General features: G+C 65.4%; 25 protein-coding genes and 1 riboswitch. Of the genes, 10 read left to right on the top strand and 15 right to left on the bottom strand.

What is annotated here, in order from left to right:
- Positions 1-125: 125 nt before the first annotated feature.
- From M1D40_RS03945 to M1D40_RS03935, 3 genes are all read right to left on the bottom strand, one after another.
- Positions 126-1,427, bottom strand: a complete 1,302-nt coding sequence (locus tag M1D40_RS03945; protein WP_341394155.1) for an Nramp family divalent metal transporter — start codon at positions 1,425-1,427, stop codon at positions 126-128.
- A gap of 108 nt (positions 1,428-1,535) precedes the next feature.
- Positions 1,536-1,922, bottom strand: a complete 387-nt coding sequence (locus M1D40_RS03940; protein WP_461170289.1) for a PIN domain-containing protein — start codon at positions 1,920-1,922, stop codon at positions 1,536-1,538.
- The gene (locus M1D40_RS03935) at positions 1,919-2,077 is read right to left on the bottom strand and encodes a hypothetical protein (protein WP_461170288.1); all 159 of its coding nucleotides are present in this window, start codon (positions 2,075-2,077) and stop codon (positions 1,919-1,921) included. Before M1D40_RS03935 ends, M1D40_RS03940 begins: the two co-directional genes overlap by 4 nt.
- A gap of 30 nt (positions 2,078-2,107) precedes the next feature.
- A riboswitch (SAM riboswitch) is annotated at positions 2,108-2,231 on the bottom strand.
- A gap of 173 nt (positions 2,232-2,404) precedes the next feature.
- Between M1D40_RS03935 and M1D40_RS03930 the strand changes: the two genes are divergently transcribed.
- Positions 2,405-3,178 (top strand): SDR family NAD(P)-dependent oxidoreductase, encoded by a 774-nt coding sequence (locus tag M1D40_RS03930; RefSeq protein WP_341394158.1) that lies wholly within the window; start codon positions 2,405-2,407, stop codon positions 3,176-3,178.
- Here M1D40_RS03930 and M1D40_RS03925 read toward each other — a convergent pair.
- Genes M1D40_RS03925 through M1D40_RS03905 form a run of 5 tightly spaced genes read right to left on the bottom strand, consistent with a single transcriptional unit; the run spans position 3,175 to position 9,823 of the window.
- Complete coding sequence (locus M1D40_RS03925) at positions 3,175-4,620, bottom strand: amidase (RefSeq protein ID WP_461170287.1); 1,446 nt, start codon at positions 4,618-4,620, stop codon at positions 3,175-3,177. The two genes, M1D40_RS03930 and M1D40_RS03925, sit on opposite strands and share 4 nt — an antisense overlap.
- A gap of 35 nt (positions 4,621-4,655) precedes the next feature.
- Positions 4,656-6,461 (bottom strand): dipeptide ABC transporter ATP-binding protein, encoded by a 1,806-nt coding sequence (locus tag M1D40_RS03920; RefSeq protein ID WP_461170286.1) that lies wholly within the window; start codon positions 6,459-6,461, stop codon positions 4,656-4,658.
- Between the two features lie 3 nt (positions 6,462-6,464).
- Entirely contained in the window at positions 6,465-7,349 is an 885-nt protein-coding gene (locus M1D40_RS03915; protein WP_461170285.1) for an ABC transporter permease, read from the bottom strand.
- A 4-nt stretch (positions 7,350-7,353) separates the two neighbouring features.
- Complete coding sequence (locus tag M1D40_RS03910) at positions 7,354-8,301, bottom strand: ABC transporter permease (RefSeq protein WP_341394161.1); 948 nt, start codon at positions 8,299-8,301, stop codon at positions 7,354-7,356.
- Positions 8,302-8,308: 7 nt separating this feature from the next.
- Positions 8,309-9,823, bottom strand: a complete 1,515-nt coding sequence (locus M1D40_RS03905; protein WP_461170284.1) for an ABC transporter substrate-binding protein — start codon at positions 9,821-9,823, stop codon at positions 8,309-8,311.
- A gap of 173 nt (positions 9,824-9,996) precedes the next feature.
- Between M1D40_RS03905 and M1D40_RS03900 the strand changes: the two genes are divergently transcribed.
- Positions 9,997-10,782: a FadR/GntR family transcriptional regulator gene (locus tag M1D40_RS03900; protein ID WP_461170283.1), complete on the top strand. Its 786-nt coding sequence runs from the start codon at positions 9,997-9,999 to the stop codon at positions 10,780-10,782.
- 75 nt (positions 10,783-10,857) lie between these two features.
- Here M1D40_RS03900 and M1D40_RS03895 read toward each other — a convergent pair whose 3' ends face one another.
- A complete protein-coding gene (locus tag M1D40_RS03895; protein ID WP_104055094.1) occupies positions 10,858-11,061 on the bottom strand; it encodes a cold-shock protein in 204 nt (67 codons plus the stop codon).
- A gap of 213 nt (positions 11,062-11,274) precedes the next feature.
- Between M1D40_RS03895 and glsA the strand changes: the two genes are divergently transcribed.
- The gene (glsA, locus tag M1D40_RS03890; protein WP_461170282.1) at positions 11,275-13,161 is read left to right on the top strand and encodes a glutaminase A; all 1,887 of its coding nucleotides are present in this window, start codon (positions 11,275-11,277) and stop codon (positions 13,159-13,161) included.
- Positions 13,162-13,614: 453 nt separating this feature from the next.
- Here glsA and M1D40_RS03885 read toward each other — a convergent pair whose 3' ends face one another.
- The 3 genes from M1D40_RS03885 to M1D40_RS03875 all read right to left on the bottom strand — a co-directional run bounded on the left by M1D40_RS03885 (position 13,615) and on the right by M1D40_RS03875 (position 16,418).
- Positions 13,615-13,818 carry a cold-shock protein gene (locus M1D40_RS03885; protein WP_104055090.1) on the bottom strand — a complete coding sequence of 68 codons (204 nt, stop codon included), beginning with the start codon at positions 13,816-13,818 and terminating at the stop codon, positions 13,615-13,617.
- Between the two features lie 254 nt (positions 13,819-14,072).
- The gene (locus M1D40_RS03880) at positions 14,073-14,624 is read right to left on the bottom strand and encodes a DUF421 domain-containing protein (protein ID WP_341394165.1); all 552 of its coding nucleotides are present in this window, start codon (positions 14,622-14,624) and stop codon (positions 14,073-14,075) included.
- A gap of 228 nt (positions 14,625-14,852) precedes the next feature.
- A complete protein-coding gene (locus M1D40_RS03875) occupies positions 14,853-16,418 on the bottom strand; it encodes an FAD-dependent oxidoreductase (RefSeq protein WP_461170281.1) in 1,566 nt (521 codons plus the stop codon).
- A gap of 210 nt (positions 16,419-16,628) precedes the next feature.
- Here M1D40_RS03875 and M1D40_RS03870 point away from each other — a divergent pair, with 210 nt between their 5' ends.
- Both M1D40_RS03870 and M1D40_RS03865 read left to right on the top strand, forming a co-directional pair.
- Entirely contained in the window at positions 16,629-17,786 is a 1,158-nt protein-coding gene (locus M1D40_RS03870) for a Rieske 2Fe-2S domain-containing protein (RefSeq protein ID WP_341394167.1), read from the top strand.
- Positions 17,786-18,067, top strand: a complete 282-nt coding sequence (locus M1D40_RS03865) for a ferredoxin (protein ID WP_341394168.1) — start codon at positions 17,786-17,788, stop codon at positions 18,065-18,067. Before M1D40_RS03870 ends, M1D40_RS03865 begins: the two co-directional genes overlap by 1 nt.
- Before the next feature lie 98 nt (positions 18,068-18,165).
- On the opposite strand, the gene M1D40_RS03860 is transcribed toward M1D40_RS03865, so the two are convergent.
- A complete protein-coding gene (locus M1D40_RS03860; protein WP_461170280.1) occupies positions 18,166-19,212 on the bottom strand; it encodes a 2Fe-2S iron-sulfur cluster-binding protein in 1,047 nt (348 codons plus the stop codon).
- Entirely contained in the window at positions 19,209-20,108 is a 900-nt protein-coding gene (locus tag M1D40_RS03855; protein WP_461170279.1) for an alpha/beta fold hydrolase, read from the bottom strand. The genes M1D40_RS03860 and M1D40_RS03855 overlap by 4 nt, the downstream gene beginning before the upstream one ends.
- A gap of 221 nt (positions 20,109-20,329) precedes the next feature.
- On the opposite strand from M1D40_RS03855, the gene M1D40_RS03850 reads away from it, so the two are divergent.
- The 3 genes from M1D40_RS03850 (at position 20,330) to M1D40_RS03840 (ending at position 23,052) form a co-directional block, all read left to right on the top strand.
- A complete protein-coding gene (locus M1D40_RS03850; protein ID WP_341394171.1) occupies positions 20,330-21,514 on the top strand; it encodes an acyl-CoA dehydrogenase family protein in 1,185 nt (394 codons plus the stop codon).
- Positions 21,515-21,575: 61 nt separating this feature from the next.
- On the top strand, positions 21,576-22,502 hold the full coding sequence (locus M1D40_RS03845) for a VOC family protein (protein ID WP_341394172.1): 927 nt from the start codon (positions 21,576-21,578) through the stop codon (positions 22,500-22,502).
- Between the two features lie 97 nt (positions 22,503-22,599).
- Positions 22,600-23,052, top strand: coding sequence for a nuclear transport factor 2 family protein (locus M1D40_RS03840; protein ID WP_461170278.1), 453 nt, complete (start codon positions 22,600-22,602; stop codon positions 23,050-23,052).
- A 19-nt stretch (positions 23,053-23,071) separates the two neighbouring features.
- Here the strand turns inward: M1D40_RS03840 and M1D40_RS03835 are convergent, their stop codons facing one another.
- Positions 23,072-23,887, bottom strand: a complete 816-nt coding sequence (locus tag M1D40_RS03835) for an IclR family transcriptional regulator (protein ID WP_341394174.1) — start codon at positions 23,885-23,887, stop codon at positions 23,072-23,074.
- A 244-nt stretch (positions 23,888-24,131) separates the two neighbouring features.
- Here M1D40_RS03835 and M1D40_RS03830 point away from each other — a divergent pair, with 244 nt between their 5' ends.
- Complete coding sequence (locus tag M1D40_RS03830; protein ID WP_341394175.1) at positions 24,132-24,947, top strand: 2-keto-4-pentenoate hydratase; 816 nt, start codon at positions 24,132-24,134, stop codon at positions 24,945-24,947.
- The gene (locus M1D40_RS03825; protein ID WP_461170277.1) at positions 24,947-25,921 is read left to right on the top strand and encodes an acetaldehyde dehydrogenase (acetylating); all 975 of its coding nucleotides are present in this window, start codon (positions 24,947-24,949) and stop codon (positions 25,919-25,921) included. Before M1D40_RS03830 ends, M1D40_RS03825 begins: the two co-directional genes overlap by 1 nt.
- Positions 25,922-25,923 lie beyond the last annotated feature (2 nt).

The following is a 25,923-nucleotide window of genomic DNA, read 5'->3' as shown; positions in this document are numbered from 1 at the left end:
TAGATGGGCGGTGACGACTTTTTTTTAGCCCCCTGCAGGGGCCTCGCGGAAGCGCACCCGCTGCGCTAAACTGCCCTGCTGTTTTGGGAAGCAGCAGGGCAGTTTGGCGGGATGTTCAGCTGCGCTTAGAACGCCTTGACGACGGCGTCTACGAGCTGCTGGATTCCAAGGACGATGAACAGCAGGGCCGTGATTCCCAGCGCGATGTTGGTATGCAGTTTGTTTGCCCAGGCCTTGGGCACCCGGGTGCCGTTGAGCAGGCCGAGCAGCGTGATGGCCAGGAACGGCATGAAGAGGGATCCGAGGACACCGTAGGCCAGGATCAGGCCGATCGGCTTGCCGAGGATGAACAGGAGCATCGGCGGGAAAGTCAGCCACAGAACGTAGAACTTGAAGTACTTGCCGCCGATGCGGGTGTCCGGATGGCCGGATTCCTTGCCCCGCATGTTACCCCAGAAGTCGGCGAACATCAGGGACACTCCGTTCCAGACGCCGATGATGGAGGAGAAGGACGCAGCCCAGAAACCCACCAGGAAGCCGGTACCGACAAAGTCGCCGTATTCAGCCTTCAGGACGTCATAAAGATCCAGCAGCCCTTCGTCGCCCGAGCTGAGGGAAACGCCTGCCGAACGGACAACTTCGGCGCCGACGATCAGCATGGCGATTACGAAGATGCCGGTCATGACGTACGCCATGGAGTTGTCGATGCGCATGACCTTCATCCACTTCGGCGTGTACCAGCCCTTTTCCCGCAGCCAGTAGCCGTAGGCCGCGAGGGTGATGGTTCCGCCGACGCCCCCGGCCAGCGCCAGGGTGTAGACGACGCCGCCCTCGGGAATGGTCGGCACCAGGCCGGCGAACATCTCCGGCAGGTTCGGGGCAGCGATGACGGCCAGCCCCACGACGGTAATGAACATGATGCCGACCAGTGCGGCGGTGATTTTCTCAAAGGTCGCATACCGGCCGAACCAGACCATGACGAACCCGGCCAGGCCCATGAAGATGGCAAACGCCCACAACGGAATCCCCGGGAACAGGGCCGCCAGCGGCAGTGCCGCGGAAGACATGGCCGTGGCTCCGTATACGAAACCCCAGATCATGATGTAGGGACCGAAGTACCAGGTGGTCCACTTCCCGAGTGAACGCCATCCTTCAAAAATGGTCTTCCCGGTAGCCAGGGTGTAGCGGCCGGCACCTTCGACAAGGATGATCTTGAGGATCACGCCGAGGATCACTGCCCAGAGCAGCCCGTAGCCGTACTTGGAGCCCGCCACCAAAGTGGCAACCATGTCTGCCGCTCCCACGCCGGTTGCGGCCACCACCAGCCCGGGGCCGACGACCTTCCATTTGGCGGGGCGTCCGCCGTCGTCGTCCACCCGGTCCGCATGCGCGACCTGTGGCTTGGGAAGAGAACTATTGTCGGCCATGAGCCAGAAATCCTTACTGCTGTGAATTTGGGCAGCCGCAATCACCTGTGGTTGCGGTCACTGGGGTCTATGCATTCTCTCACGTTGCGCGCATACTACCCCTCGGTGTTACCGGCAGCCAGAGGTATCCCACGGGTCCACGGCGCTGGCCCCGAGCACCACGTAATCCTGCGGCCGGTCCGTCACCACGCACAGGTCATGGCGGATCGCCGTCGAGGCCATCAAGGCGGTGAGCGTGCCGGCGTCGTGGTCCAGGCCTGCTGAAACCAGCGCTGTTTCATGGTCAACAGGCAGGATGTGGCAGGCGTAGCGTCCGGTCAGCTCCCGGAGCCAGGAGACATCCGCCCGGGGCAGCTCCCCAAGGGCCAGGACGGAGATGAAGATCCGCAGGCTGCTGCGGTTCCTCAAAAAGCCGACCACCGCGGGGCTGGCATTCCCGCTGCGGATCTCTGCCAATACCGGCACGTCCAGCAGCAGTCCGGAGCGCCCGTTCACTCCCGGTCCTCCGCCCCGGCAAGAAGAAAGTCCAGGAAAGAGGCCCGCGCCGTCACCACCTCCTCATAATCCTGCAGGGAAACAGCCTGCAGGACGTGGGCGGGCTGCGCGGAGGCGGGCGGGGCGGCGTGTGGGGGTGCTGTGGCTATGGTCATGAGAATAGGGCGCTGTGCGCCGGTCCTTTCGGCGTGCTCTTGCCGGCACCGGTTGCCCGAGGGCGAGTGCTGGCCGCTTCTTCATCCGAACCACCCAACGAGCGTGGGGTTGGTATGCGGCCAAGTCGGAGCTTGGCGGCCGCAGTTCTTGAAGCTGTTGGAAGTATAACCAGCTTTGCTCCCCGACCGGGCCAACCCGTCACGCGGGGAAGAAACTCATGGCGTTTCCCGGCATGACGCCTGAGAAAACTGTTGACCGGCGCGGCTCCTGAAGCTAGCGTTTCATCGAACTGGTCAGACCAGTGAAAGCCCTACGGAAGCCGAGACATGGATTACGCTGATCTCTTTGACCTTGCCGGCCGCCGGATGATGGTGGTGGGCGCCGGAAGCGGTATCGGCCGTGAAGCCGCCCTGGCCCTGGGCGCCCACGGAGCAAAGGTGGTGTGCGCCGACCGGGATGCCGCCTCCTCGGCGGCCACTGCCGGACGTATCGGTCCCGCCGCCGAATCCCTGGTGCTCGATGTCCTGGATACAGCCGCCGTGCAGGCTGCAGCGGAGCGTTACTCGGACCTTGATGCCCTGGTCTTTACCGCCGCCACCAATGTGCGCAAGCGCATCGAGGACTACACCATGGAGGAATTCGACCGCGTGGTCAATTTGAACCTCCGGGCGTCCTTCGCGCTGATCCGTGCCTTCGGACCCCGGATGGCGGCGGGCGGGGGCGGGAGCATCATCGGCTTCTCCTCCATCCGTGCATCAACGGTGGAACCGGGCCAGAGCGCGTATGCGGCGACGAAAGCGGGGCTGGTCCAGCTCGCCCGAACGGCGGCGGCGGAATTTGGCCCGGCCGGCGTCCGGGTGAACGTGATCGCCCCGGGCGTGGTCGAGACACCGCTGACCGCCCAGATCAAAGACAATCAGGCCTGGTATGACGCCTACGCGGCCAAAAGTGCGCTGGGCCGCTGGTCCCGTCCGGAAGAGCTGGCCGGCGCCGTGGTGTATCTGGCGTCCGATGCCTCCAGCTTCGTCACCGGATCAGTGCTGACCGTCGACGGCGGCTGGACCGCCGTCGACGGCCGGTTTGATCCGCCTGCTTCCTAGCGCAGGTCCGCCCAGTCCGGAACGGCCGACGCCGGCCGGTTGGCTTCATACCAGGCTGCGGCGCGGAGCAGCCTGTCGTCGCTTCCCACCGGCCCGGAGAGCTGCACGCCTATCGGCCGTCCGTCCGCTGTGAACCCGCAGTTCACCGTGGCGGCGGGCTGGCCGGACATGTTGTACGGAACGGTGAAACCGATGTGGGCCATAGTCCGGTCCGGATCCGGCACGGGCATGGGCTGTTCCGCCGGGAAGGCAGCCATGGGCGCCACCGGTGAGATCACGACGTCGAACCCGGCGGTTGCGCTGATGGTGCGCTGCCGGATCGAGTCCATGCAGTTGTAGTGGCGGATTGTGTCGGTGCCGCTGAACGAGGCTGCGCGGGAGCACCAGCGGGTGATGTACTCCAGCAGCAGGGGCCGCTCCTCCGGTGCAAGGAGCTGCAGGTCGGCATATGAACGGGTGCGCCAGAAGCTGTCGAGTCCGTCCAGCAGGTCCTGAGTCATAAACGGATCAAGAACCGCCGGAACGGCGCCGGCGGCAGCGAAGACATCCGCGACGCGCTGCACGGCCGCCAGCACTTCGGGTTCCACGGGTGCGCCGCAGCCCGCCTCGAGGTGCACGGCCACTCTGAGCTGCGCCGCGTCGGCGGGGGCGGGATCCCAGTTCATCTCCGGATAGGGCCGGGTGGAGTAGTCGCGGATATCGGGACGGGCAACAATGCTCATGAGCGCGGCTGCGTCTTCGATGGTCCTGGCAAGCGGGCCGGCGGCCCGGCCCGGGTACGGCGCGTCAAGGGGAATCAGGCCCGCGCTGGGCTTCAGCGTTGCCAGGCCCTGCCAGGTTCCCGGCAGGCGGATGGATCCTCCGATGTCGGTGCCGATGTGCAGCGGACCGTAACCCGCTGCAGCCGCCGAGCCGGCACCGGCGCTCGAGCCGCCGGTGGTCCACGCCGGATTCCACGCGCTGCGGGAAATGCCGTGGCGGCTGGAGACGCCGGAGGACAGCATCCCCCAGTCCGGCATGGTGGTGGAGCCGAGAACGACGACGCCGGCCTCGACGAGGCGGTCGGTGACCGGCGCATTGGCCCCGCTCACCGGCGGACGGGGAAGCGCCGTGCCCGAGGGTTTGGGCAGCCCTGTCCGCGCAATGTTCTCTTTGACGGTGCATGGAACTCCGTCGTAGCGGCTGAGCGGGGCACCGGCCCGCCAGCGGGCATCACTGGCGCGGGCCTGCGCACGGACGTCGTCGGGATCGAAGAGGTAGAAGGCATTCAGTTCCGGTTCGCGGGCCTCCACGCGGGCGATGACCGCTTCCGCCACCTCCTCCGGACTCAGTGTTCCCGCCGTGAAGGCCCGGCTCATCTCCGCTGCGGAAAGGGCATGAAGGGAATTCTGCTCCGCCCCGGCCGTACCCGTGGAACCCGGTTCGTGTGCCGTTTCTGTCATCGTGGTCCTCCGTTGTGCGGGTCAGGAACGCGCGGTCAGTGCTGTGCTTGCCGTGCTGCCAGTTCCCCTCTCAGGGTCATGGAGGACCGCACCAGCGTTTTGGTGTACTCATGGACGGGATTGTCGTAAATCTGCGCGGTCCGGCCGCTTTCCACGATGAGCCCCTGGTTCATGACAACGACGTTGTCGCAGATGTGCCGCACAACGCCGAGGTCATGGGAAACGAAAACCAGCGTTAGCCGGTACCGGTCCACCAGGTCGGAGAGCAGGTTCAGCACCTGGGCACGGACCGAGACGTCCAGGGCACTCACCGGTTCATCCGCGACAAGGACCCGGGGTTCGCAGATCAGGGCCCGGGCGATGGAAATGCGCTGGCGCTGACCGCCGGAGAACTGGTGCGGAAACCGGTCGGCTGCGTCCGGGCCGAGTCCCACGGCCTCGAGCATCTCCTCCACCCGGTCGCGGTGCCTGCGGGCATTGGCAGGCTCTCCCGGAAGCAGCAGCGGTTCGGCAACGATATCCCTGACCCGCATTCTTGGGTCCAGCGACCCCATCGGGTCCTGGAACACAATCTGCAGCTGTTGGCGCAGCTGCAGCAGCTGGCGTTCACGGGCGCCGGCCACTTCATTTCCCGCCACGCGCACGCTGCCCGACGTCGGCTGGTCAAGGCCTGCGAGGATCCGCAGCAGGGTGGACTTTCCCGATCCCGACTCCCCCACCACGCCAAAGCGCTGGCCTGCCGCCACGTCAAAGGAAATTCCCCGCAGGGCCCGGACCTCGGCGGGCCTGCCGAACAGCGAGCTTCGGCCCCGGCGGTAGGTCCGCACCAGGTCCCTGACGCTGATCAGCGGATCGCCGGACTCCGGCTCAGCAGGCGGCGAGGCAGGCTCGACAGGCTCGGCAGCCGAGGCAGGCGCCGACCGGGATTCGCGCGCACTGACCGGCGACGGCGCCGGACCGGGCGGCGCGCTGACCGTGGCGACCGGCGTCGTCCCCGGTTTCGGCGGTGTATATTCTGCGGCCGACGCGACCGTGAAGAGCCGTCCCCGGCTGTCCTTGGCCTCGAGGTCCGAGGCGCCCAGCAGTGCTTTTGTGTACAGGTGCTGCGGCCGGGTGAAGACGTCGTCGGCCGGTCCTTCCTCCACCACCCGCCCGTTGTTCATCACGAGTACGCGTTCGCAGATGTTCGCCACGACGGACAGGTCGTGGGTGATGAACAGGAGGCCTGTGCCGCGCTCCCGGACCGACTCCAGGACCAAATCCAGCACCTGGCGCTGCACCGTCACGTCCAGCGCCGTGGTGGGTTCATCGCAGATCAGCAGCGCCGGATCGTTGGCCAGCGCCATGGCCAGCATGACGCGCTGGCGCTGCCCGCCGGAGAGCTGGTGCGGATAGGCCGCGGCAGTCCGGGCGGGATCGGGCAGCCGGACCGATGCGAGCATCTCCACTGCCCGGGCGGCGGCGTCGCGGGAGGTGGCGGCTGTGCGGTGCTTGAGCATCACCTCGGCAACCTGCTTCCCCACCTTCATGAGGGGGTTGAGTGCGGTGAGGGGTTCCTGGAACACCATGGTCATGTCGTTGCCGCGGATCCGGCGCAGCCGCCCGTCGGGAGCACCCACCAGGTTCCCGTCCGTCCCTGCGAGGCGGACGGATCCGCGGGCTTGAACGCCCTCGGGCAGCAGACCCATCAGGGCGGTTGCCGTCATCGATTTGCCCGACCCGGATTCACCAATGAGCCCCACCCGCTCCCCCCTGCCCAGGGAGAGGGAGAAGTTGTCCACGAGGACGCGGTCCTTCGTGGAAACGGTCAGGCCGTCAACCTGCAGCAAAGTCTCGGACACGGGCTACCGGCCTCCGTTCAGCTTCGGATCGAACCGGTCCCGCAGGCCGTCTCCCAGCAGGTTGAATCCCAGGACTGCCACCGCAATCGCGGCTCCCGGCCAGATGGCCAGCGTCGGCTGGCTGCCGAGGAACTGCTGGGATTCCTGCAGCATGCGCCCCCAGGACGGGACGGGCGGCGGGGTGCCCAGCCCCAAAAAGGACAGTGCAGCTTCGGCCAGCACGGCCAGCGCAAAGGTCACGGAGCACTGGACCACCACCATCCCGGCGATGTTCGGCAGCACGTGCCGGCGGGCGATGCGCAGCCCGCTCTGGCTCGATGCCCGCGCCGCAAGGACGTATTCAGTGCTCATCACCTGCAGGGTGCCGCTGCGCGCCACCCGGGCAAACCCAGGGATTGAGCCGATACCGATCGCGACCATCGCCGTCACGGTTCCGGCGCCGAAAACAGCACCGAAAACGATGGCAACCAGCAGTGCCGGAAACGCCAGCAGAATATCGGTGCCCCGCATGGTCACTTCTTCGGTGATGCCGCCGCGCATGCCGGCCAGGATGCCCAGCGGGGTTCCGACCAGCAGTGCAATGCCGACGGCGATCAGCCCCACGAACAGGGTAATGCGCGCTCCGTAGAGGATCCCCGAAAATACGTCCCGCCCGTAGCGGTCCGTGCCCATGAGGTGATCGGCGCTGGATCCGAGCAGCCGGTCCGAGGGGACGGCCCGCACCGGATCGTACGGCGTCCAGAACAAGGACACGAGCGCTGCCAGCACAACCAGTCCCACCAGCACCGACCCCACAATGAGCGTGGCGGAAAAACGGCGGTTCGAGGGGGCGCCTGCGGGAATCGAAGAACCGGCGGTCCCGGTCAGGACGGGTGGGATATCGCTCAACGTCCTAGGCCTTCTTTCGGATGCGCGGGTCAAGGACGGTGTACAGGACATCCACCGCCAGGTTGATGATCAGGGTGATTGCCACGAGCACCATCACTACGGATTGAACCGTCAGCAGGTCACGGTTGCCCACGGCATCCAGGAGCATCGATCCCAGCCCCGGAATGACAAAGACCCGCTCAATGACGACGGCGCCGACGATGAGCGCGGCAAGCTGGACGCTGGCAACGGTGAGAACCGGAATGGCAGCATTGCGCAGTCCGTGTTTCACCAGCGCTTCAAGTTTGCCCAGGCCCTTGGCGCGGGCGGTGCGGAGGTAGTCCTCGCTCATGATCTCCAGCACAGCGGAACGGACATACCGGGTCAGGATGGCTCCCTGGACCGAGGCGAGGGCCAGGACGGGAAGGAACACCCGCCGCAGGAAGTCGCCGAAGTCAACGCCGGGCGGCGTCCAGCCGTTGGCGGGAAACCACCCGAGTCCCACCGCAAAGACCACCACGAGCATGATTCCGGCGAGGAAGCCCGGGATGGCCACTCCCACCTGGCTCAGGCCGCTGAGCAGGACGCCGCTCACCTGCCGGTGGCGGACCGCCATGAGCGTGCCGAAGGGGATGGCGATCAGCAGGGCCGCCAGCATCGCCAGCCCAACCAGGATCAGACTCACCTGGACCCGGTCCAGAACCTGGGGGCTGATGTCCTGCCGCGTCACGTAGCTCACGCCGAAATCGCCGCGGGGCAGCCCCAGCACCCAGTCGAAGTACTGCACCACCAGGGGACGGTCGGTGCCGAACTCCCTGCGGGTTGCGGCCAGCAGTTCCGGTGTCGCATTCACGCCGAGGGCTATCTGCGCCGGATCACCGGGCACGGCGCGCATGAAGAAAAACACCGCAACCGTTGCCGCGATGAACGTGACGGCAAACCGTGCTGCGTTAATCAGCAGCCTCAGACCCATGGTGTCGTTACTTCCAGCCGATGGACCCCAGGTCCAAAGCTTCCGTGACGGAGTTGGCGGGAATCCCGGTGACGTCGGCCTTGGCCACCACGATGTTCGGGAAGAGGAAGAGCACTCCGGCCGCGGCGTCGTCGGTAATGGTGCGCACCACCTCCTGCATGCCGGAAACGTAGCCGGCTTCGTCGGCGGTGTCGGCAGCGGCCGCAGTTTCGGCAATGGCTGAATTGTCGTAGCCGAGGTAGTAGTCCGGATTGTTGAACATGGTGAGCAGGTCACGGCTCTCCACAGCGAGGACTACGGACATGTCGTAGTCGTGCTGCGTGAAAACCTTGTCGAGCCAGACGGCGGGGAATTCCGCGGATTCAATGGTGGCGTTGATGCCCGCCTCGGCCAGCTGCGACACCACGATCTCGGAAACGGCGGTGGCATAGGGACGGGTCGGAACGGTGAACGTCACGCTGAGGTCCTCCGCGCCCGCCTCCGCCAGCAGCGCCCGCGATTTCTCCGGGTCGTAGGGATATTTCCCGTTGAGGTCCTCGTAATAGGGATCCGTGGGCGGAACCGGCGCACCGATCAGGGTGCCGTAGCCGCTCCAGGCAGTATCGATCACGGCCTGGTTGTCGATGGCGTGCAGCACCGCCTGACGGACGCGGACGTCGTCGAACGGAGGACGCCGGTTGTTCATGGACAGCATGATCTCGCCGTTGGAGGTGCCGTCGAGCACCTGGTACGCCGGGTCGCTTTCGAAGGAGGCGAGCAGTTCCGGAGCCTGCATGTTGTGGACAACATCCACGTCTCCGGAGCGGAGGGCATTAGTGGGGGCAACGGCGTCGGCGAAGTACTTCAGGGTTGCAGTCTCGACCTTCGGGGCCTCGCCCCAGTAGTCGTCCCGGGCCTTCATCTCAATGGACTGGCCGCGGTTCCACGCTTCAATCGTGAACGGGCCGGTGCCGATTGCAGTTCCGGCCAGGTCGTCCACGCCGTTCTCGTCAAACATGGCGCCCACGGGGGTGCCGAGGTCAAAGAGCCAGGCGTTCGACGGGCGGGCGAGGACAACCTCCACCTCTGTGTCCCCGAGGACGTTGACGGACTCGACCACTGACATTTTGTTTTTCAGGCTGGATACCCAGGCGTCGGAGAGGACGCGCTCGATGCTGAACTTCACGTCGTCGGCGGTGAAGGCCTCACCGTTGGAGAAGGTGACATCCGGCCGCAGCGCGAACGTGTAGGTCCGGCGGTCCTCGCTGATGTCCCATGACTCGGCCAGCAGCGGCTGGACGGTCCCCTCCTGGTCGATCTCGACCAGGCCCTCGTAGACATTGGACATCAGTGCCTGGGGAATGGCTGCGCCCGCCGTGGTGGTGAAGTCCAGGTTGGTGGGCTCTCCCGTGAGCGCGACGGTAACGCCCGTCTGCTCCGACGGCTCTGCGGCGTCGGTTCCGCCCGAGCCGGCGGAGCAGGCCGAAAGGGACAGTGCCGCGGCCAGGATGACGGCGGGTACCCGGAGGTGGGTGGGTCGCATAAGGATTCTCCATCTAAGAAAAAGTGCCGCGGACGCCGATGGCGTCCAGCCAACAGCATGCATATATATATGTCTACACGTTGGAAGGTCAGACCAGCGACAAAAAACTCCGAAAGCGGGTGCGCCGCTCCCCACAGAAAGGTACATTCGGTAGTTCCCGACCAGAGGACCGCATGAGCAAGATTAACTTCACCCCGGCCGTCCCCGTGCTGACCTACGAGCGCGTCGTGGAACAGATCGAGGAAGCCATCCTCTCCGGCACGCTGGAACCGGGGCAGCATCTGCCCAGCGAACGCGAACTGGTGGTCCAGTTCTCCGTCAGCCGGCCCACGGTCCGGGAAGCCCTGCGGGTGCTGCAGAGCAGAGGGCTGATCGCGTCGCGCCCCGGGGTGCGGACCGGACCGGAGGTGCTGCCCCTCTCCGGGCAGGCTCTGGAACGTTCCTTCAGCACCCTGGCCCGTGTGGCGGCCCTGTCCCTCTCCGACCTGGTGCAGTTCCGGATTGTCCTGGAAAGTTCGGCCTGCCGCCTGGCCGCCTCGCTGCACACGGAGGAACAGCTCGAAACCATGTCATCCGCCGTCGCCCGCATGGAAGCAGCCGTACACGACGCGGACCTCTTCAACCGCGCAGACCTGGACTTCCATGCCGCAGTCTGGGAGGCAGGCCGCAATCTGCTGCTTCAAACCAGCGGGCAGGCAGTGTCCTCGGCGATCCTGGGCCTCATGAACGACCGGATTTCGGTGGCTCCGGACCCCCGCGGCGCCATGGAAGAGTCTGCCGCCAGCGACCGCGTCCTCTTCGAAGCCATCGCCGCCGGGAACAGCCCGGCCGCGGGAGCCCACGCGCAGCAGGCCATTGCAGACCATTTCAAGCAGTACCTGGACGACCGCGGCAGGAAAGCGCTGCACGCCCTCGCAACCAACGAGGATTCGGCGGAGCATTCCGCTCCCCCGGCTTAACGCAGAAGCAGGACGGGAAATCCTTCCCGTCCTGCAACTTATTCAAGCCGTTCCCGGAGGAACCCAAATCTAGATTTAGAGGGCCTGGATGTTTACGGCCTGGGGACCCTTGGGGCCCTGCTCGGTGTCGAAGCTAACCTTCTGGTTCTCTTCGAGGGAGCGGTAGCCACTCGAGTTGATAGCGGAGTAGTGAGCGAAAACGTCGGCGCTTCCGTCATCGGGCTCGATGAAGCCGAAGCCCTTTTCGGAGTTGAACCATTTCACGGTACCTGTTGCCATTTTTAATCATCCTTCTAAAGAAACCACCCCCGACCTTCGAGGAGTTTCACGCTGCAGCGCCATACGCGGCATCCTATAGAAAAAGCGGCTGGCCCTTGATTTGGGTTTCGCCGCTTGGAACACAGAACGCCCCACGCTACAACTTCGTCCAGTATACACAGGGGCCCCCGGGAGCGGCACCCCGCAGAGCGCACTACTCGTTAAGCTGAAGGTATGCGTTCTGCCACCGTTTCCGCCGCTTCGGGTTCATCCCACGAGCCTGCGTCCTCCCCTGCGTTCCCGCCCATGTCCTCCCCCATCGATGCCTATCTGGAAAAAATTCACTCTGAAATCGCGGAGTTGAAGGACGGCAAGCCCTACAGCAGCATTCCGGCCATGGCCAACGTGGATCCGAATAACTTCGGCATCGCGCTGGCCACCGCCGACGGCTACGTCTACGAAATCGGTGACACCCGGGAAGAATTCAGCATCCAGTCCATCTCCAAGCCCTTCACCTACGGACTGGCCCTGGCGGACCGCGGCATGGAGGCCGTGGACGCCAAAGTGGACGTGGAGCCGTCCGGAGATTCCTTCAACGAGATGTCCCTCGCCGAAGGCACGGGGCGCCCCGCCAACGCCATGATCAACGCCGGCGCCCTCACCGCGACTTCCCTGGTCCGCGGCTCCGGCGGCATCACCCGCTTCAACCGCATCCTGAACACTTACTCCGCCTTTGCCGGGCGCCAACTGTCCGTGAGCGAACGCATTTACCGGTCCGAACTGAAGTCCGGCCACCGCAACCATGCGCTGGCCTACCTGCTGCGGTCCTTCGACATCATTGAGTCCGACCCCACTCCGGTCATCAAGGACTACTTCCGCCAGTGCTCCGTTATGGTCAATGCCCTGGACCTGGCCATGATGGCGGCAACCCTGGCCAACAGCGGCCGCAACCCGCTCTCCGGCGACCAGGTCCTGGATATCGCCCCGGTGGAGCGGGTCCTGTCGGTCATGGCCACCTGCGGCATGTACGACGACGCCGGCGCCTGGCTCTCCAGCGTCGGCATGCCGGCCAAGTCCGGCGTCGGCGGCGGCACCATCGCCGTCCTCCCCGGGCAGGTGGGCCTTGCCGTGTACTCACCCCCGCTGGACGCACACGGATCGAGCGTCCGCGGGGTGGCCACCAGCCAGCGGATCTCCCATGACATGCAGCTGCACTTCGTCCGGGCGGCACGGACGGGCCGCTCAGCCATCCGCAACGTTTATGACATCACGGCTGCCCCCTCGGGCGTGCGGCGCACCGACGAAGCCAGCCAGGTACTGCGCAGCCACGGCCACCGGGCCCAGATCCTGGAGCTGAACGGAGACCTGCTCTTCGCCGGCGCGGAATCCGTGGTGCGGGCGCTCTCCAATCTGGAGGAAGAGGTTGAACTCGTGGTCCTGGATCTGCGCAGCGTCGACGAGGTCTCCGAGGTGGCTCTGCGCCTGTTTGCCGAGTCCGCCGAGATGCTCGCCAAGACCGGACGCGGACTGGTGCTCGTGGACGGGGAAGGTACCGTGACCGATGACCTCGCCGGACGCGGCTATGACGTGCCCTCCTTCGTCACCCGCAACGCCGCCGTGGAACACTGCGAAACCCGGCTGATTGATTCCTACGGAGCCGAACTGATCATGCCGGATGTCATGGAACCGGTGGATTCTCCGGCTCTGCGGCAGCTGGAGCCCGAGGATGCCCAGACTGTGCAGGACCTGATGGAGGAACGGGAGTACGACGACGGTGATGTGGTCCGCCGCGTCGGGCAGCGGTTCGGCGGGGTGTTCTTCATTGTCTCGGGCACAGTTGCCACTTCCATGCCGGCGCCTGACGGGTCGCGGATCAAGCTGACGACGCTGGGACCGGGCATGACGTTCGGGGAAATGGCACTGGCGGAAGACAAGCGCCAGGAAACCACGGTGAAGGCCGGCGGCCCTCTGAAGTTGAAGGTCCTGACTGCCGAGACCATGGAGTCCCTCGAGGCGGAAAACCCCCGGCTGGCGGTGGAGCTGTGGAAGGCACTCACCCGCGACGCCTACACCCGGGTGGAGCAGTATCTGCGGGAAAGTGCACTGCGGGCCAGGGACTGACGCACGCGGCGCCGTCGTCGGCTTCCGGACGAAGCCGGGGCGGTGCGCCGGCCGCAGCTGGGGCGGTGCGCCGGCCGAAGCCGGGGCGGTGCGCCTGCCGCCGCCGGGGCGGTGTGCCGGGGCGCGCCGCCGTCGGCCGCCTCGTGGTGCGCCTGTCGCCGTCGGCCGCCTCGTGGTGCGTCTGCCGCCGTCTGCCAGCACGGGTTCCCACCCTCTGTGGCTGCTGTGACGGCTGGTGCCACACCGGCCCCGGGAACGATCAAACACTGGGAAGCCGTGCGCAGCACGCGGGTGTTGGGCCGCCTATAGGGGTATACCGCGGCTGACGAACCCGCGCTCCCTACAAGAAAAATGACCGGGGGAAATGACCCGGTTAAACACAAAAGCAGGACGGGTAACCCGTCCTGCTTTTGTAAGGCAGATCAGTACAAGTACTGAACCAAAGTCTCTAGATTAGAGCGCCTGGATGTTCGTAGCCTGGGGACCCTTGGGGCCCTGCTCGGTATCAAAGCTAACCTTCTGGTTTTCGTCCAGGGACTTGTAACCATTGGAGTTGATAGCGGAGTAGTGAGCGAACACGTCGGCGCTGCCGTCATCGGGCTCGATGAAGCCGAAGCCCTTTTCGGAGTTGAACCATTTTACGGTACCTGTAGCCATTTTAATATTCCTTCTGGAGTGAAGCAGATCCCGACTTTCGGGTAGCTTCAGTCGCGGTGTTCCTTACCGCTTCTACAGAAAAAGCGGCTAGCCCGTTTGGGGTTTCGCCACTTGAAATACAAAATGCGCAACAACCAACAACTGAGTATGACTCTACACCACTTTCCCCGTAGGGGGTAATCGCCCCCCGGGGGGGGGCCGTCCAGAGGCCTCCCCTAGGGCCTCCCCCGGGGCTCTCTCCCGGAACGGCCGCACTATCCGCGCATCAGCAGATCGGCTGGAATTGCCGACTTGTCGGAAATCAGGCGCAGCAGTACGGGGTCGATGAGCTGCCCGCGGCGCAGAACGCTCACATCGCCCGTAGATTCCAGGACGACCAGGGCCACTTCCGAAAAGTTCCTGATGCCGGCCTGGCGCAGTTTGAAATAGACCTCGTCCTCCTCAATGCGGGCCGACTTCAGCCCTTCCTGCACGATGCTCTCGCCCGCCATCAGGAGGATCGGGTTGTTCGACAGGTAGGTGCCGCGCTTGGTCCGCCGCAGCACCGCTTCCAGCCGAAACAGCGCAAACATGGTTGCCAGTCCGATGATTCCGGCGAGCAGAGTGGGGGTGTCCCCCAGGACGACGCGTCCCAATACGGAGCCAAAGGCGATGACAATGGCCTTGTCCATCGTGGACCAGCTGGCGAGCGCACGCTGCCCGGCCGTACGGATGAGGACAAAAAAGGCTGCGTAGATACCGATGGCCGACAGGACAACCGCGAGCGCTTCCAGCGGTGTAACTCCGAGATTTTGCCACACGGTCATTCTCCTCACGATGAATGGACGGAACCGTGTTCCGGTTCCGGACAGTCAGCGGCGACGGAGAACGCCTGGTGTGGTTTGGAAATGCTGCAGCCGGCGCCTGCAGCCGCGTGCCCGATAGAAAAATGCTAGCCGGGCACAACGGACCCGTGACAGGCCGGGGGCCGGGCGGAGCCCGCTCAAAGCCGAGACGGCCGGCTGCAGGGAGAGCCCGGCGACGACGGCCGGCGGTCAGCCTGCCGCCGGCCCGCCCGCCATCGCCTGAACTGCACGGTAGGCAAAGACCATGGCCGAGCCCAGCGGAATCCCCGGTCCCGGGTAGAAATGTCCGGAGAAGGATGCGCTGGTGTTTCCGACCGCGTAAAGCCCTGGAATCGCTTCTCCGGCAGCGGTGAGGACACGGGCGTCCGGGTCCGTGCGGAGTCCGCCCTTGGTGCCCAGATCGCTGAGCACCATCCGGGCGGCGAAGTACGGCGGCTGTGCCAGCGGCACCAGGGCCGGATTGGGCCCGTGCGAGGGATCGGTGAAGAAGAGGTCGTACGGGTCCTCGCCCCGGTGGAAGTCCTCGTCCACCCCGCGCTCGGCAAACGCGTTGAATCTTTCGACGGTGCCGGACAGGGCTTCGGCGGGCAGCCCTGCCAGCTCCGCCAGCTCATCCAGGGTCTGCCCCTGGAGCCAGGTCCCGGCGGCCAGATGCTCCGCCGGGGCGGTGTTGTCCGGACGCATGATCGCCGGCAGCTGCCCCCCGAAGCGCGAGTCGAAGATGAACCAGGAGGGAATCCGGTCAGCAGTCGCCGCGGCCATGACACGTCCCATTTGGTCATAGGGCAGCGACTCGTTGGCGTAGCGCTTCCCGCTGCCGTCCACCATCAGGCCGCCGCGGAAGCCGAGGGTGAAAGCAGCAAATCCGGAGGGCTGCTCCGTCCCCGGGCACCACCAGGCCTCATCCATGAGGTCCACGGCGGCGCCGGCGGCCTGCGCGGCCCGGATGGCGGTGCCCACGTTGGCGTTGCGCGGAGACATGCTCCAGCCGGCCGCGCCGGGGGTGCCGTTCTCGCTGCGCATCTGCGCGTTGCTTTCAAACCCGCCGGCGCCCAGGAGAACGCCCGAGGCGGCCCGCAGCCGTTCAGGACCGCGGGCGGAGTTCACAATAATGCCTGCCACCTTCCCGTCCTCGAGGACCAGATCGGTCATGGCGGTTTCGGTGCGGACGGTTCCGTTGCCGGTGTTGGTGAATGCGAGCAGGAGCCGGCCGATCAGTGCCTGCCCGGCGGTCAGGGGGCCTTCCGGATGGCTTTCCCCGCGGTTGTCCCGGTCGATGGGCGGACGCACGAGTGCGGCGAGCTCACCGATCTCCTCGCGGGGCAGATCCACCGGCATGATGGAGCGGCCCAGATCCATCCGTCCGGGGCCGGGAAAATAGTCGGGGAAAGCAGCCCAGCGGAACTTCAGAGCGGGATCGTGTTCCAGCGCCTTGACCAGTTCCGGCGCGGTATCAAGGAAGGCGTTCCGCCGCTCCTCCTGCTGCTCCCCCAGCAGCGATACCAGATACGCCTCCGCGGCTTCCCTGGAGTCATCGACGCCGGCCCGCTCCTGAACCTGCGTCCCCGGCAGCCAGCAGGACGCGCCGGCATAGGACGAAGACCCGCCCAGAAAGTTTGTTTTTTCGACAAGGACTGTTTTCAAGCCGCGCGCTGCGGCGGTGAAAGCGCCGGCCAGGGCACCAGCCCCGGAACCTACGACAACGACGTCGTATTCGCCGTCCCACTTCTGCCCGTTTGCCTGCCCGCTTGCCATGGTTTCCCTTTTCGTCGTCGCCGTTGGAACGCAGGCCTGGCTGCGGTGTTCCGCCGTCGGGCCCGCCCTCCAGATTGTCAGGCGAAAAAACCGGTGGTCCGGGCTGTCCCACACATCGGGACTGGCACAGCAGTCCGGTACACGGTGTGAATAGATTCAGGTTTCCAGACGTTCGACTCCGAACAGGTGTATTGAAGGGAACGGTTCCACATGAGCATTGTCGAGTCAGACCAGGACGAAATCAGGCAAATTGAAGCCGGCCAGCTGCCCGCGCGCTACGCGCGCGGATGGCACTGCTTGGGCCTGTCGGACAAGTACAAGGACGGCAAGCCGCACACAGTCAATGCCTTCGGCCAGAAGCTGGTGATCTTCACGGGCAGCGACGGCAAGACCAACGTGCTGGATGCGTATTGCCGCCACCTGGGCGGAGACCTTTCCAAAGGCACCGTCAAGGGCAACGAAATTGCCTGCCCGTTCCATGACTGGCGCTGGGGCGGCGACGGACGCTGCAAGGCTGTTCCGTACAGCCGGCGTGTTCCCATGCGTGCCCGCACCAGCACCTGGCAGACCCTGGACCAGGACGGACTCCTGTTCGTCTGGAACGACCCGGAAGGAAATCCGCCGCCCGAGGATGTTGTCATCCCCCGTATCGAAGGCGCCGAGGACGAGGGCTGGACCAAGTGGGTCTGGAACGAGATCGTGGTGAACACCAGCACCCGCGAAGTTATCGACAACGTTGTCGACATGGCCCATTTCTTCTACATCCACAACAACTTCCCCACATACTTCAAGAACGTCTTCGAAGGCCATATCGCCACCCAGTACTTTGACGGCATCGGCCGCGAGGACGTCACCCCGGCCAACCCCGATCCCCGGGCGCCGAAGATGCAGAAGACCAGCTCGGTTGCGTCCTACTACGGGCCCTCGTTCATGATCGATGACCTGACGTACACCTATGAAACCTTCGAGATGAAGACCGTCCTCATCAATGCGCACTACCCCATTGATGAGCATTCCTTTGTCCTGATGTCCGGGATCATCGTGCAGAAGAAGCCGGAGCTTCCGGGCGACCCGGACCAGATTGCCGCCACGCAGGCCCAGTGGATCCTCAGGGGCTTCAACCAGGACGTGGAGATCTGGCAGAACAAGGCCAGGATCGACAACCCGCTGTTGTGCGAGGAGGACGGCGCCGTTTACCAGCTGCGCCGGTGGTACGAGCAGTTCTTTGTGGACGCAGCCGACGTCAAGCCGGAGATGACCGACCGCTTCGAGCACGAGCTCGACACCAGCCGGCCGGTGGAAAGCTGGCAGAAGGAAGTAGCGAGCAACCTGGCCCTGCGCAAGGCTGCAGAGGGACAGTTGATCTGATGACGGCACGTACCGATCTCCGCATTGTCGACAACCCGATGCAGCCGCTGGACTGCAGCGCCTGCGCCGCTTCCGTGCTGGTGCGCAAGTCGAACTGGCAGCAGACCAGCATCCAATGGAATGAGACGGCGCAAAAGGCCTGCCGGGAGCGTCCGCTTGCCTGCCGCGGAGAGAACCCGACCGAACAGTTTGCGGGCTGCGAGACCCTGGCGGCAACCATCCGCGATGCTTCGCTCGAAGGCAGGATCGACGTGATTTTCAAGGACGTACCCGAGAAGTAGCGCCGGAACATCAGGGAATGCGAAAGCGGGAGGGACCGGTTCAGGCCGGTCCCTCCCGCTTTTGCGTGCCCGGCCGGGGAACGGCCGGGCAGACCCGCCTACTCGTCGTAGGTGATCCTGACCTTCTCGCTGACGGCCACCGCCTGGCAGGCAAGAATGTAGCCCTCTTTGAGGTCAGCCGCGTCCAGGACCTCGTTCTTTTCCATCCGGATCTCCCCTTCCAGCACGCGGCAGGTGCAGGCACTGCAGGACCCCTCACGGCAGGAATACGGAGCGTCCAGGCCGGCATTGAGCAGGACGTCCAGCAGCCGGTTCCCGCCCGGCCAGGGCAGGGACCGGGTCTGGCCGTCCAGTTGGACCTCCACCTCGGTGCTCTCCCCCTCGACGTCGTGGACCACTGCGGCCACCGGAGCGAAGGGATCGGTGCCCAGCGAGGTGAAGCGTTCAATATGGATCTGTTCCGCCGGCATGCCCAGCGTGTCCAGTGCCCGGGCCACGCAGTCCATGAAGGGCCCGGGGCCGCAGATGAACACTTCGCGGTCTGCGTAGGGTGCGGCCAGGGCTCCGATGGAGGGCTGGTCAGGCAGCCCCTGCACGGTCCCCAGCCAGTGGATGACCGTGAGCCGGCCGGGATGCTGCTGGGAGAGGGCTATGAGCTCGTCCCGGAAAATAATGGAGGACTCGTCCTGGTTGGCGTAGACCAGCGTCACCAGTCCGCTGCCGGCCACAAGCACTGACTTCAGGATGGACATCACGGGGGTGACCCCGCTGCCCCCGGCGAACAGGAGGAAATCCCTGTCCAGCGAGCTCGGAGTGAAGGTTCCCGCCGGGCGCAGGACGTCCAGGACGTTGCCTTCCACCACGTTGTCGCAAAGCCAGTTTGATCCGTAGCCGTCCCTGGTGCGCTTGACCGTGACCTTCAGTTTCTCGTCCTGCTGCGGCGAACTGCAGAGCGAGTAGCAGCGCGCTGCACCGCCGGGGCGGTCGCTCGGAATACGGATGGTCAGGAACTGGCCCGGCTTGTAGCTGAAAGTGCTCTCCGATTCGCCCTCCGGTTCCAGGACGAGCGTGTGTGCATCAGGCGTTTCCCGGATGACCTCCACTACCCTCACCTGCAGGGGCGTCACCACCGACAAGGTGCTCATGCTGCTGCCTCTTCCCGCTGCAGGAATGCCAGCACGGTGCTTTCGAAGGCAGTTTTTTGCTCGATCATTGCCCAGTGCCCGCAGTTGGGGAACACATGCAGTTCCACGTCGGGGATGGTCCGCAGCGGCAAGAGCACGCCGTCCAGCGGAGAGACGCGGTCATCGCGGCCCCAGGTAATCAGCGTTTTGGCCTTGAGCTTGTGCAGCTGCGCCCAGGCCGGGGCAGCATCGGAAGCGGCGGCGGCCGCAGCCGCGGCCTTCATGGCGGCACTGCTGTACATCCTGCGGGCGCTCGCCAGCGTCTTCGGATCCGTGGCCTGCTGCCAGCGTTCGTTAATGAGTTCCTCGGTGACCAGCTCCTGGTCGTAGACCATCGACTGCAGCCACTGGATCAGCCGTTCACGGGTGGGATCCTCGGTGAAGGCAATCAGGAGTTTGATTCCCTCGGCGGGCGACGGGCTGAAGATGTTCACGCCCATGCCGCCCAGGGTCACCAGCTTAGCCACCCGGTCCGGGTGGCTAATGGCAAACCGCGTGCCGATCATGCCGCCCATCGAGTTGCCGATGATGTCCACCCGGTCCAGGCCCAGCCCGTCCATCAGGTCGACGACGGCCTGTCCGCCGGCCTGCATCGGATGCAGGTCCGAGGGGTCGCTGACGCCGAAGCCCGGGAATTCCAGGACATAGCAGCGGAAGTGCCGGGCGAAGGCCGGAAGAATGCCCTTGAAGTTGCCCAGGCCGGTCACGCCGGGGCCGGAACCGTGCAGGAAGACCAGCGGCGGGCCTTCACCTGCCTCGTGGTAGCGCAGCACCCCGTTGGCGGTCTGCAGCTCGCGCAGCACTGCGTCGCCGGTTCCGGCCGCGCTGCCCTCTTCATGGCGAAGGTCCGTGGTCATTTCTCAGGCTCCTCAGGTACGAATCTCTTCAGTCTTCCTGAACCCTAAACAGTCCTGCGGATGCGCGGCCGGGCAGGTCCCGATGACCGGGATGAACCGCCCCTGCCGGCACGGCGCCGCAATCCCGGTGACCGGGACATTCTCGGCTCCCCCCTGCCGAAGAACCCTAGATTTTGCACAGAGGCGGAGTACAAGCCCTGATGAGGAAGCGAGAAGCATCAATGACAACCACCGTAAATTCCGATGTGTTGACCGAGCGCGGCGACGAGCTTCGTTCCTACGGCCAAGCCAACGAAGACCTGGGCAAGCTCAATGACGCCACCGTGGATATCCTTCGCCAGTCCGGCGTCATGAAGCTGCTTGCCCCCGTCGAGTACGGCGGCACCCGGGCGCACCCGACGGAGTTTGCGGAAACGGTCATGAAGATCGCCAGCCTCGACGGAGCAGCCGGCTGGGTGGCCGGCGTCGTTGGCGTTCACCCCTGGGAGCTAGAGCTGATGGCGCCGAAGCTGCAGGAGGAAATCTGGGGAGCTGACGACAACACCTGGGTGTCCTCCCCCTATGCGCCGATGGGTGTGGCCACCCCGGCCGACGGCGGCTACCGGTTCAGCGGGCACTGGCAGTTCTCCAGCGGCACCGACCACGCGCAGTGGGTCATCCTGGGCGCGTTCCTCGGCGATGCCGAGGGCAAACCGCTGATGCCCTATGAATCAGTGCACGTGGTTGTTCCGCGCGCCGACTACACCATTGTTGAAGACTCCTGGGACGTGGTCGGACTGCGCGGCACGGGCAGCAAGGACGTCATTATCAAGGACGTTTTTGTTCCCGGGTACCGGGTGATCAGGCAGGCCGATCTGTTCAGCGGCAAGGTGGCCCGCGATGCCGGCAAGACCGACCCCATCCACCGCATCCCGTTCTACAGCCTGTTTCCCCTCGGCCTGACCTCCGCGGTGGTGGGCATCGCCGAAGGCGCCCTTCAGGCACACCTGGACTACCAGCGCAACCGCATGCAGGGCAACGGCTTCAAGAGCACCGAGGACCCCTACTCCATGTACGCGGTCAGCGAGGCCGCCGGAGAAATCCGGGCCTCCCGCTCGGCGCTGCTGGACAACATCAGCAGGATCTACGACACGGCGGCTGCCGGCCGCGAAATCAGCTTGGAGCAGCGTGCTGTGGGCCGCCGCACCCAGATCCAGGCTGCCTGGCGCGCCGTCGCCGCCGTCGACACCATCCTGTCTCGTTCCGGCGGCAACGGCCTGCGGATGAACAACCCGATTCAGCGCTTCTGGCGCGATGCCCACATGGGCCTGGCCCACGCCATTCACGTGCCCGGCCCCACCTACCACACAGCCGTCCTCACGGAACTGGGCGTGGAACCGCCGGCAAAACTGGCCTCGATGGTCTGACCCGCCGGGCAGTCCCGGGCACAGCACCGACCCTCAACACAACAGCAAAGCGAGGAATACCATGACTCACATTCGAGGACTGGGCTATCTCAAGGTCCAGACCCAGCACATCGACCGCTGGCGGGAACTCACCGTCGAAGGTCTCGGTTTCGCCGAGGCCGTGGGCCCGGACCCCGACGGCCTGTACCTGCGCATGGACGAACGCGAAGCACGCCTGATCGTGCTTCCGGGAACTTCCGACCGGGTCCTGGCCGTGGGCTGGGAAGTCCGCGACCAGTTCGCCCTGGCACAGGTGGCCGCGGATGTTGAAGCGGCCGGAATTGCCGTCACCTGGCTCAACGAGGAAGAAGCCGACCAGCGCGGCCTGGAACAGGTCATCACCTTCGCGGATCCGGGCGGAACTCCGGTGGAGATCTTCTTTGGCCCCCGCCTGGACCACAGCATCCTGAAGACCGGTTATGCGCAGAAGTTCGTCACCGGCGCGCAGGGCATGGGCCACGTTGTCCTGCCCACCATGGCCATGGAGAAGACCACCTCCTTCTACACGGATGTGCTGGGATTCCTGCCCCGCGGCGCAGTCCGGCTGGGCCCCCGGCGCCCGGCCAACCGATTCCGGTTCTTCGGCGTCAACCAGCGCCACCACAGCCTTGCCATCGGCGGGGCACCGCATGCGGATGCCCCGGGCCTGGTGCACCTGATGGTTGAGGTCGAGGACCTGGACACCGTGGGACGGGCTCTGGACAAGGTCACGAAGCAGGGCTTCAAGCTCTCGGCTTCGCTGGGACGACACACCAACGACAAGATGGTTTCCTTCTACGTCCGGGCTCCCGGCGGCTGGGACATCGAGTACGGCACCGAGGGCATGCTGGTGGATGAAACCTATTTCACGGCCGAGGAAATCACGGCCGAGAGCTACTGGGGCCATGATCATTCGGGCGCAGCGGATGAGCCGCTGGCCGCGTTTGTTCCCCAGAGCGCTGCCGTTTAGCCCGCAACAGGATTGCCCGCCGGGCGGAGGGAAGCCGCAGCATCCTTTCCCTCCGCCTGGCGGCACGCCGCCCTCAGCCTTCCCTGCAAGGAACCCCATGACTGTCTCTTCAACCGGTACGGCCACTTCCCGCGGCACAGCGGCGGACAGCGATGTTGAGCTCATCCGGCGCCTGACCCACGAGTACGTTTCCGCCCTTGACGGCGGCCGGCCCGACGACCTGGTGGCCCTGTTCACCGAGGACGGCATCTGGGACGGCACCGGCTGGGGAATCCCCGTGATTCAGGGTTCGGCTGCCCTGCGGGAGTTCTTCGAATCAACCATGTCCTCCAACCTCGGCACCTGCCACCTGGTCCTCAACCACATCATTGATGTGGAGGGGGATGCAGCGGAGTGCACCGCTTACTTCCATGCCTTTGGCCGGCGCCTCGACGGCAGCCTGCAGGATTCCCTGGGTCTGTACTCGGATGTGTTCGCCAGGACCGCCGGGGGATGGAAGTTCGCGCGCCGGTCGGTGTCCGGCCTGCTGGCTCCGCCGGCTGCAGGCTGAACACCGGGCTTTTAGGCGCTCAGGAACCGGTGCGTCGTTCCTGCGCCAGGTCACCGGGAAACAGTACTGCCGATACGCGGCGTGCGGCATCCAGCACCAGCGGAGCCACCCGTTCAATCGGATCCCTCACGGTGCCCACCAGGGAGATGGCGGCCACCGGCTCCCGCCGGCTGCGGATGGCCGCGGCCACGCAGGAAATGCCCTCGTAGCTTTCACCGGATTCGTACGCCAACCCGCCGCGCTGGCGGATCCGGTTCAGCTCCGCGTACAGCGCGGGAATGTCCCTGATGGTCCGCGGGGTGTTGGCAGGCAGTCCGTGCCGGAACATATCGTCCAGCTGTTCCGGGTTGATCCAGGCCAGCATGGACTTGCCCAGTGCCGTTGCATGGGCCGGAGCGTTGCCGCCCACCCGCGACGGCACCGAGGTGGCCGAGCGGCCGCCGGCTTTGTCCAGGTAATGGATGCTGGTGCCGTTAAGGACGGCCAGGTGGACCACCATTCCGGTCCGCATCTGCAGGTCGTGCAGCAGGGGCGCGGCCTCGGCCCGGATCCGGCTGTTTCCGTTGTCCAAACCGCCGAACTGCAGCGAGCGCCAGCCCATGCCGTAGCCGTCGGGCGCGTGTTCCAGCCAGCCCAGCTGCACCAGCTGGTCCAGGATCCGATGCGTGGTGGAGCGGGGCAGGCGCGTCCTGGACGCTATTTCGTCCAGCAGCAGCCGGACGGAGCGTGAATCGAACACCTCCATGATCAGCGTCATCCGCGCCGCCATCGCAGGGGGCGGTCCGGAGGGAGCCGGCGGCCAGGCAACAGGGGCTGCAGTCAGGGAAACACTCATCGGCACCGCCTGACAGCAACCCCGGCGGAACGCCGGGGGAACCTGCAACAGGGAACATTCATTAGCTGGGACCTCCTTGGCACATCTATGGACCACAAAAACTATGTGAGCTAACGCACATTTAGAGCTTCACTGTACACATCGCTACAGGACTTGCGCCACCCTTCCTCCATCCCGCTCTTCGGGACTGCCCGGGGCATGACAGCTCGCCGGCGCAATACTGAAGGCTGACTTGGGAGGACAGATGACTGCAACCATCGAGACTGCACCTGCTCATCCGGCGGGCATTGCAGAATTGGCCGCCCGGCTGCGCCGTGCCGAGCGGGACGGAACGCCGATCGAGCCGATCCGCGGGCTGCTCGCGGACGGCGGCATCAGTGCCGCCTACGATGTCCAGCGGACCAACGAGGACGCCTGGATCGCCGAGGGCCGCCGCGTTGCCGGCCGCAAGATCGGGCTGACGTCACGGGCAGTGCAGGCACAGATGGGGGTGGACCAGCCGGACTTCGGTGTCCTCTTCGCCGATATGTGCCTGGCCGACGGCGACGTGCTGGCTGCCGGGGCGGTCCTGCAGCCGCGGATCGAAGCCGAGGTTGCCCTCGTCCTGAAAAAGGACCTCCCCGAGCCGGACACCACGCTCACCGAGCTGATCGCCGCCGTGGACTACCTGCTTCCGGCCATTGAAATTGTCGGTTCACGGATCACCAACTGGGACATTTCCATCCTGGACACCATTGCCGACAACGCTTCCAGCGGCCGGATCATCACCGGCACCCGACCCGTGGCGCCGTCGTCGATCGATCTGGCGGCCGCCGGCATGGTCATGGAAGTCAACGGCACGGTGGAATCAGTGGGCTCGGGCGCCGCCTGCCTCGGCCACCCGTACCGGGCCGCGCTCTGGCTGGTGAGGCGCATGGCCGAGCTGGAACGGCCGCTGAAGGCCGGCGAAATCCTGATGACCGGAGCCCTCGGCCCCATGGTCGCCTTCCCGCCCGGAGCCAACGCCGCAGTGAACATCCAGGGACTTGGACAGGTCCGCATCAAACATGAGGAGAAGTAGTGGGAACCAACGAACTCTGGCCGGTGGCCATCATCGGCTCCGGCAACATCGGAACCGACCTGATGATCAAGGTGCTGCGCGGGGCCAAGCGGCTGCAAATGGGTGCCATGGTGGGCATCGACCCGGAGTCCGACGGCCTCCGGCGCGCGGCCAGCATGGGCGTTCCCACCACAGCGGACGGCATCCAGGGCCTGCTTGAACTGCCGAACTTCAAGGACATCAAGGTGGTTTTCGATGCCACCAGCGCTTCCGCCCACCTCGCCAACTGGGACCTGCTGAAGGACACCGGCGTCCGCGTGCTGGACCTGACGCCGGCCGCCGTCGGGCCCTACTGCGTTCCCGTGGTGAACCTTGAGGACCATCTGGACGACGCCAACCTGAACATGGTCACCTGCGGCGGGCAGGCCACGGTTCCCATGGTGGCTGCCGTCTCGCAGGTGGCTCCGGTGCGCTACGCCGAAATTGTCTCCTCCGTTGCGTCCCGTTCCGCCGGCCCGGGCACCCGGGCCAATATCGACGAGTTCACCGAGACCACGTCCCGCGCCCTGGTTGAGGTGGGCGGTGCGGCCGAAGGCAAGGCCATCATCATCATGAACCCCGCCGAACCGCCGATGATGATGCGGAACACGGTCTACTGCCTGGTGGACGGCGAAACGGACCATGCCGCCATCGCGGCATCGGTCGAGGCGATGGCAGCCCGGGTGCAGGAATACGTTCCCGGCTACAAGCTCAAGCAGGAAGTGCAGTTTGAAACCTTCGGCCCGGAGAACGCCCTGCACATTCCGGGCACCGGCCGCTTCACCGGCACCCGGGTCACGGTGATGCTGGAAGTCACCGGCGCCGCGCATTACCTGCCCGCCTATGCGGGCAACCTGGACATCATGACCTCCGCCGCCATGGCCGTTGCCGAGCGCTGGGCTGAACGCGGCGGAGTCCAAGAACAACACATCGCCGCGGCGATGCAGGAGGCATAACC

This window comes from Arthrobacter sp. Z1-15 (assembly GCF_054792395.1).
Note: the sequence above shows the minus strand (reverse complement) of the source record. Positions and strands in the feature narration are given on the sequence as shown.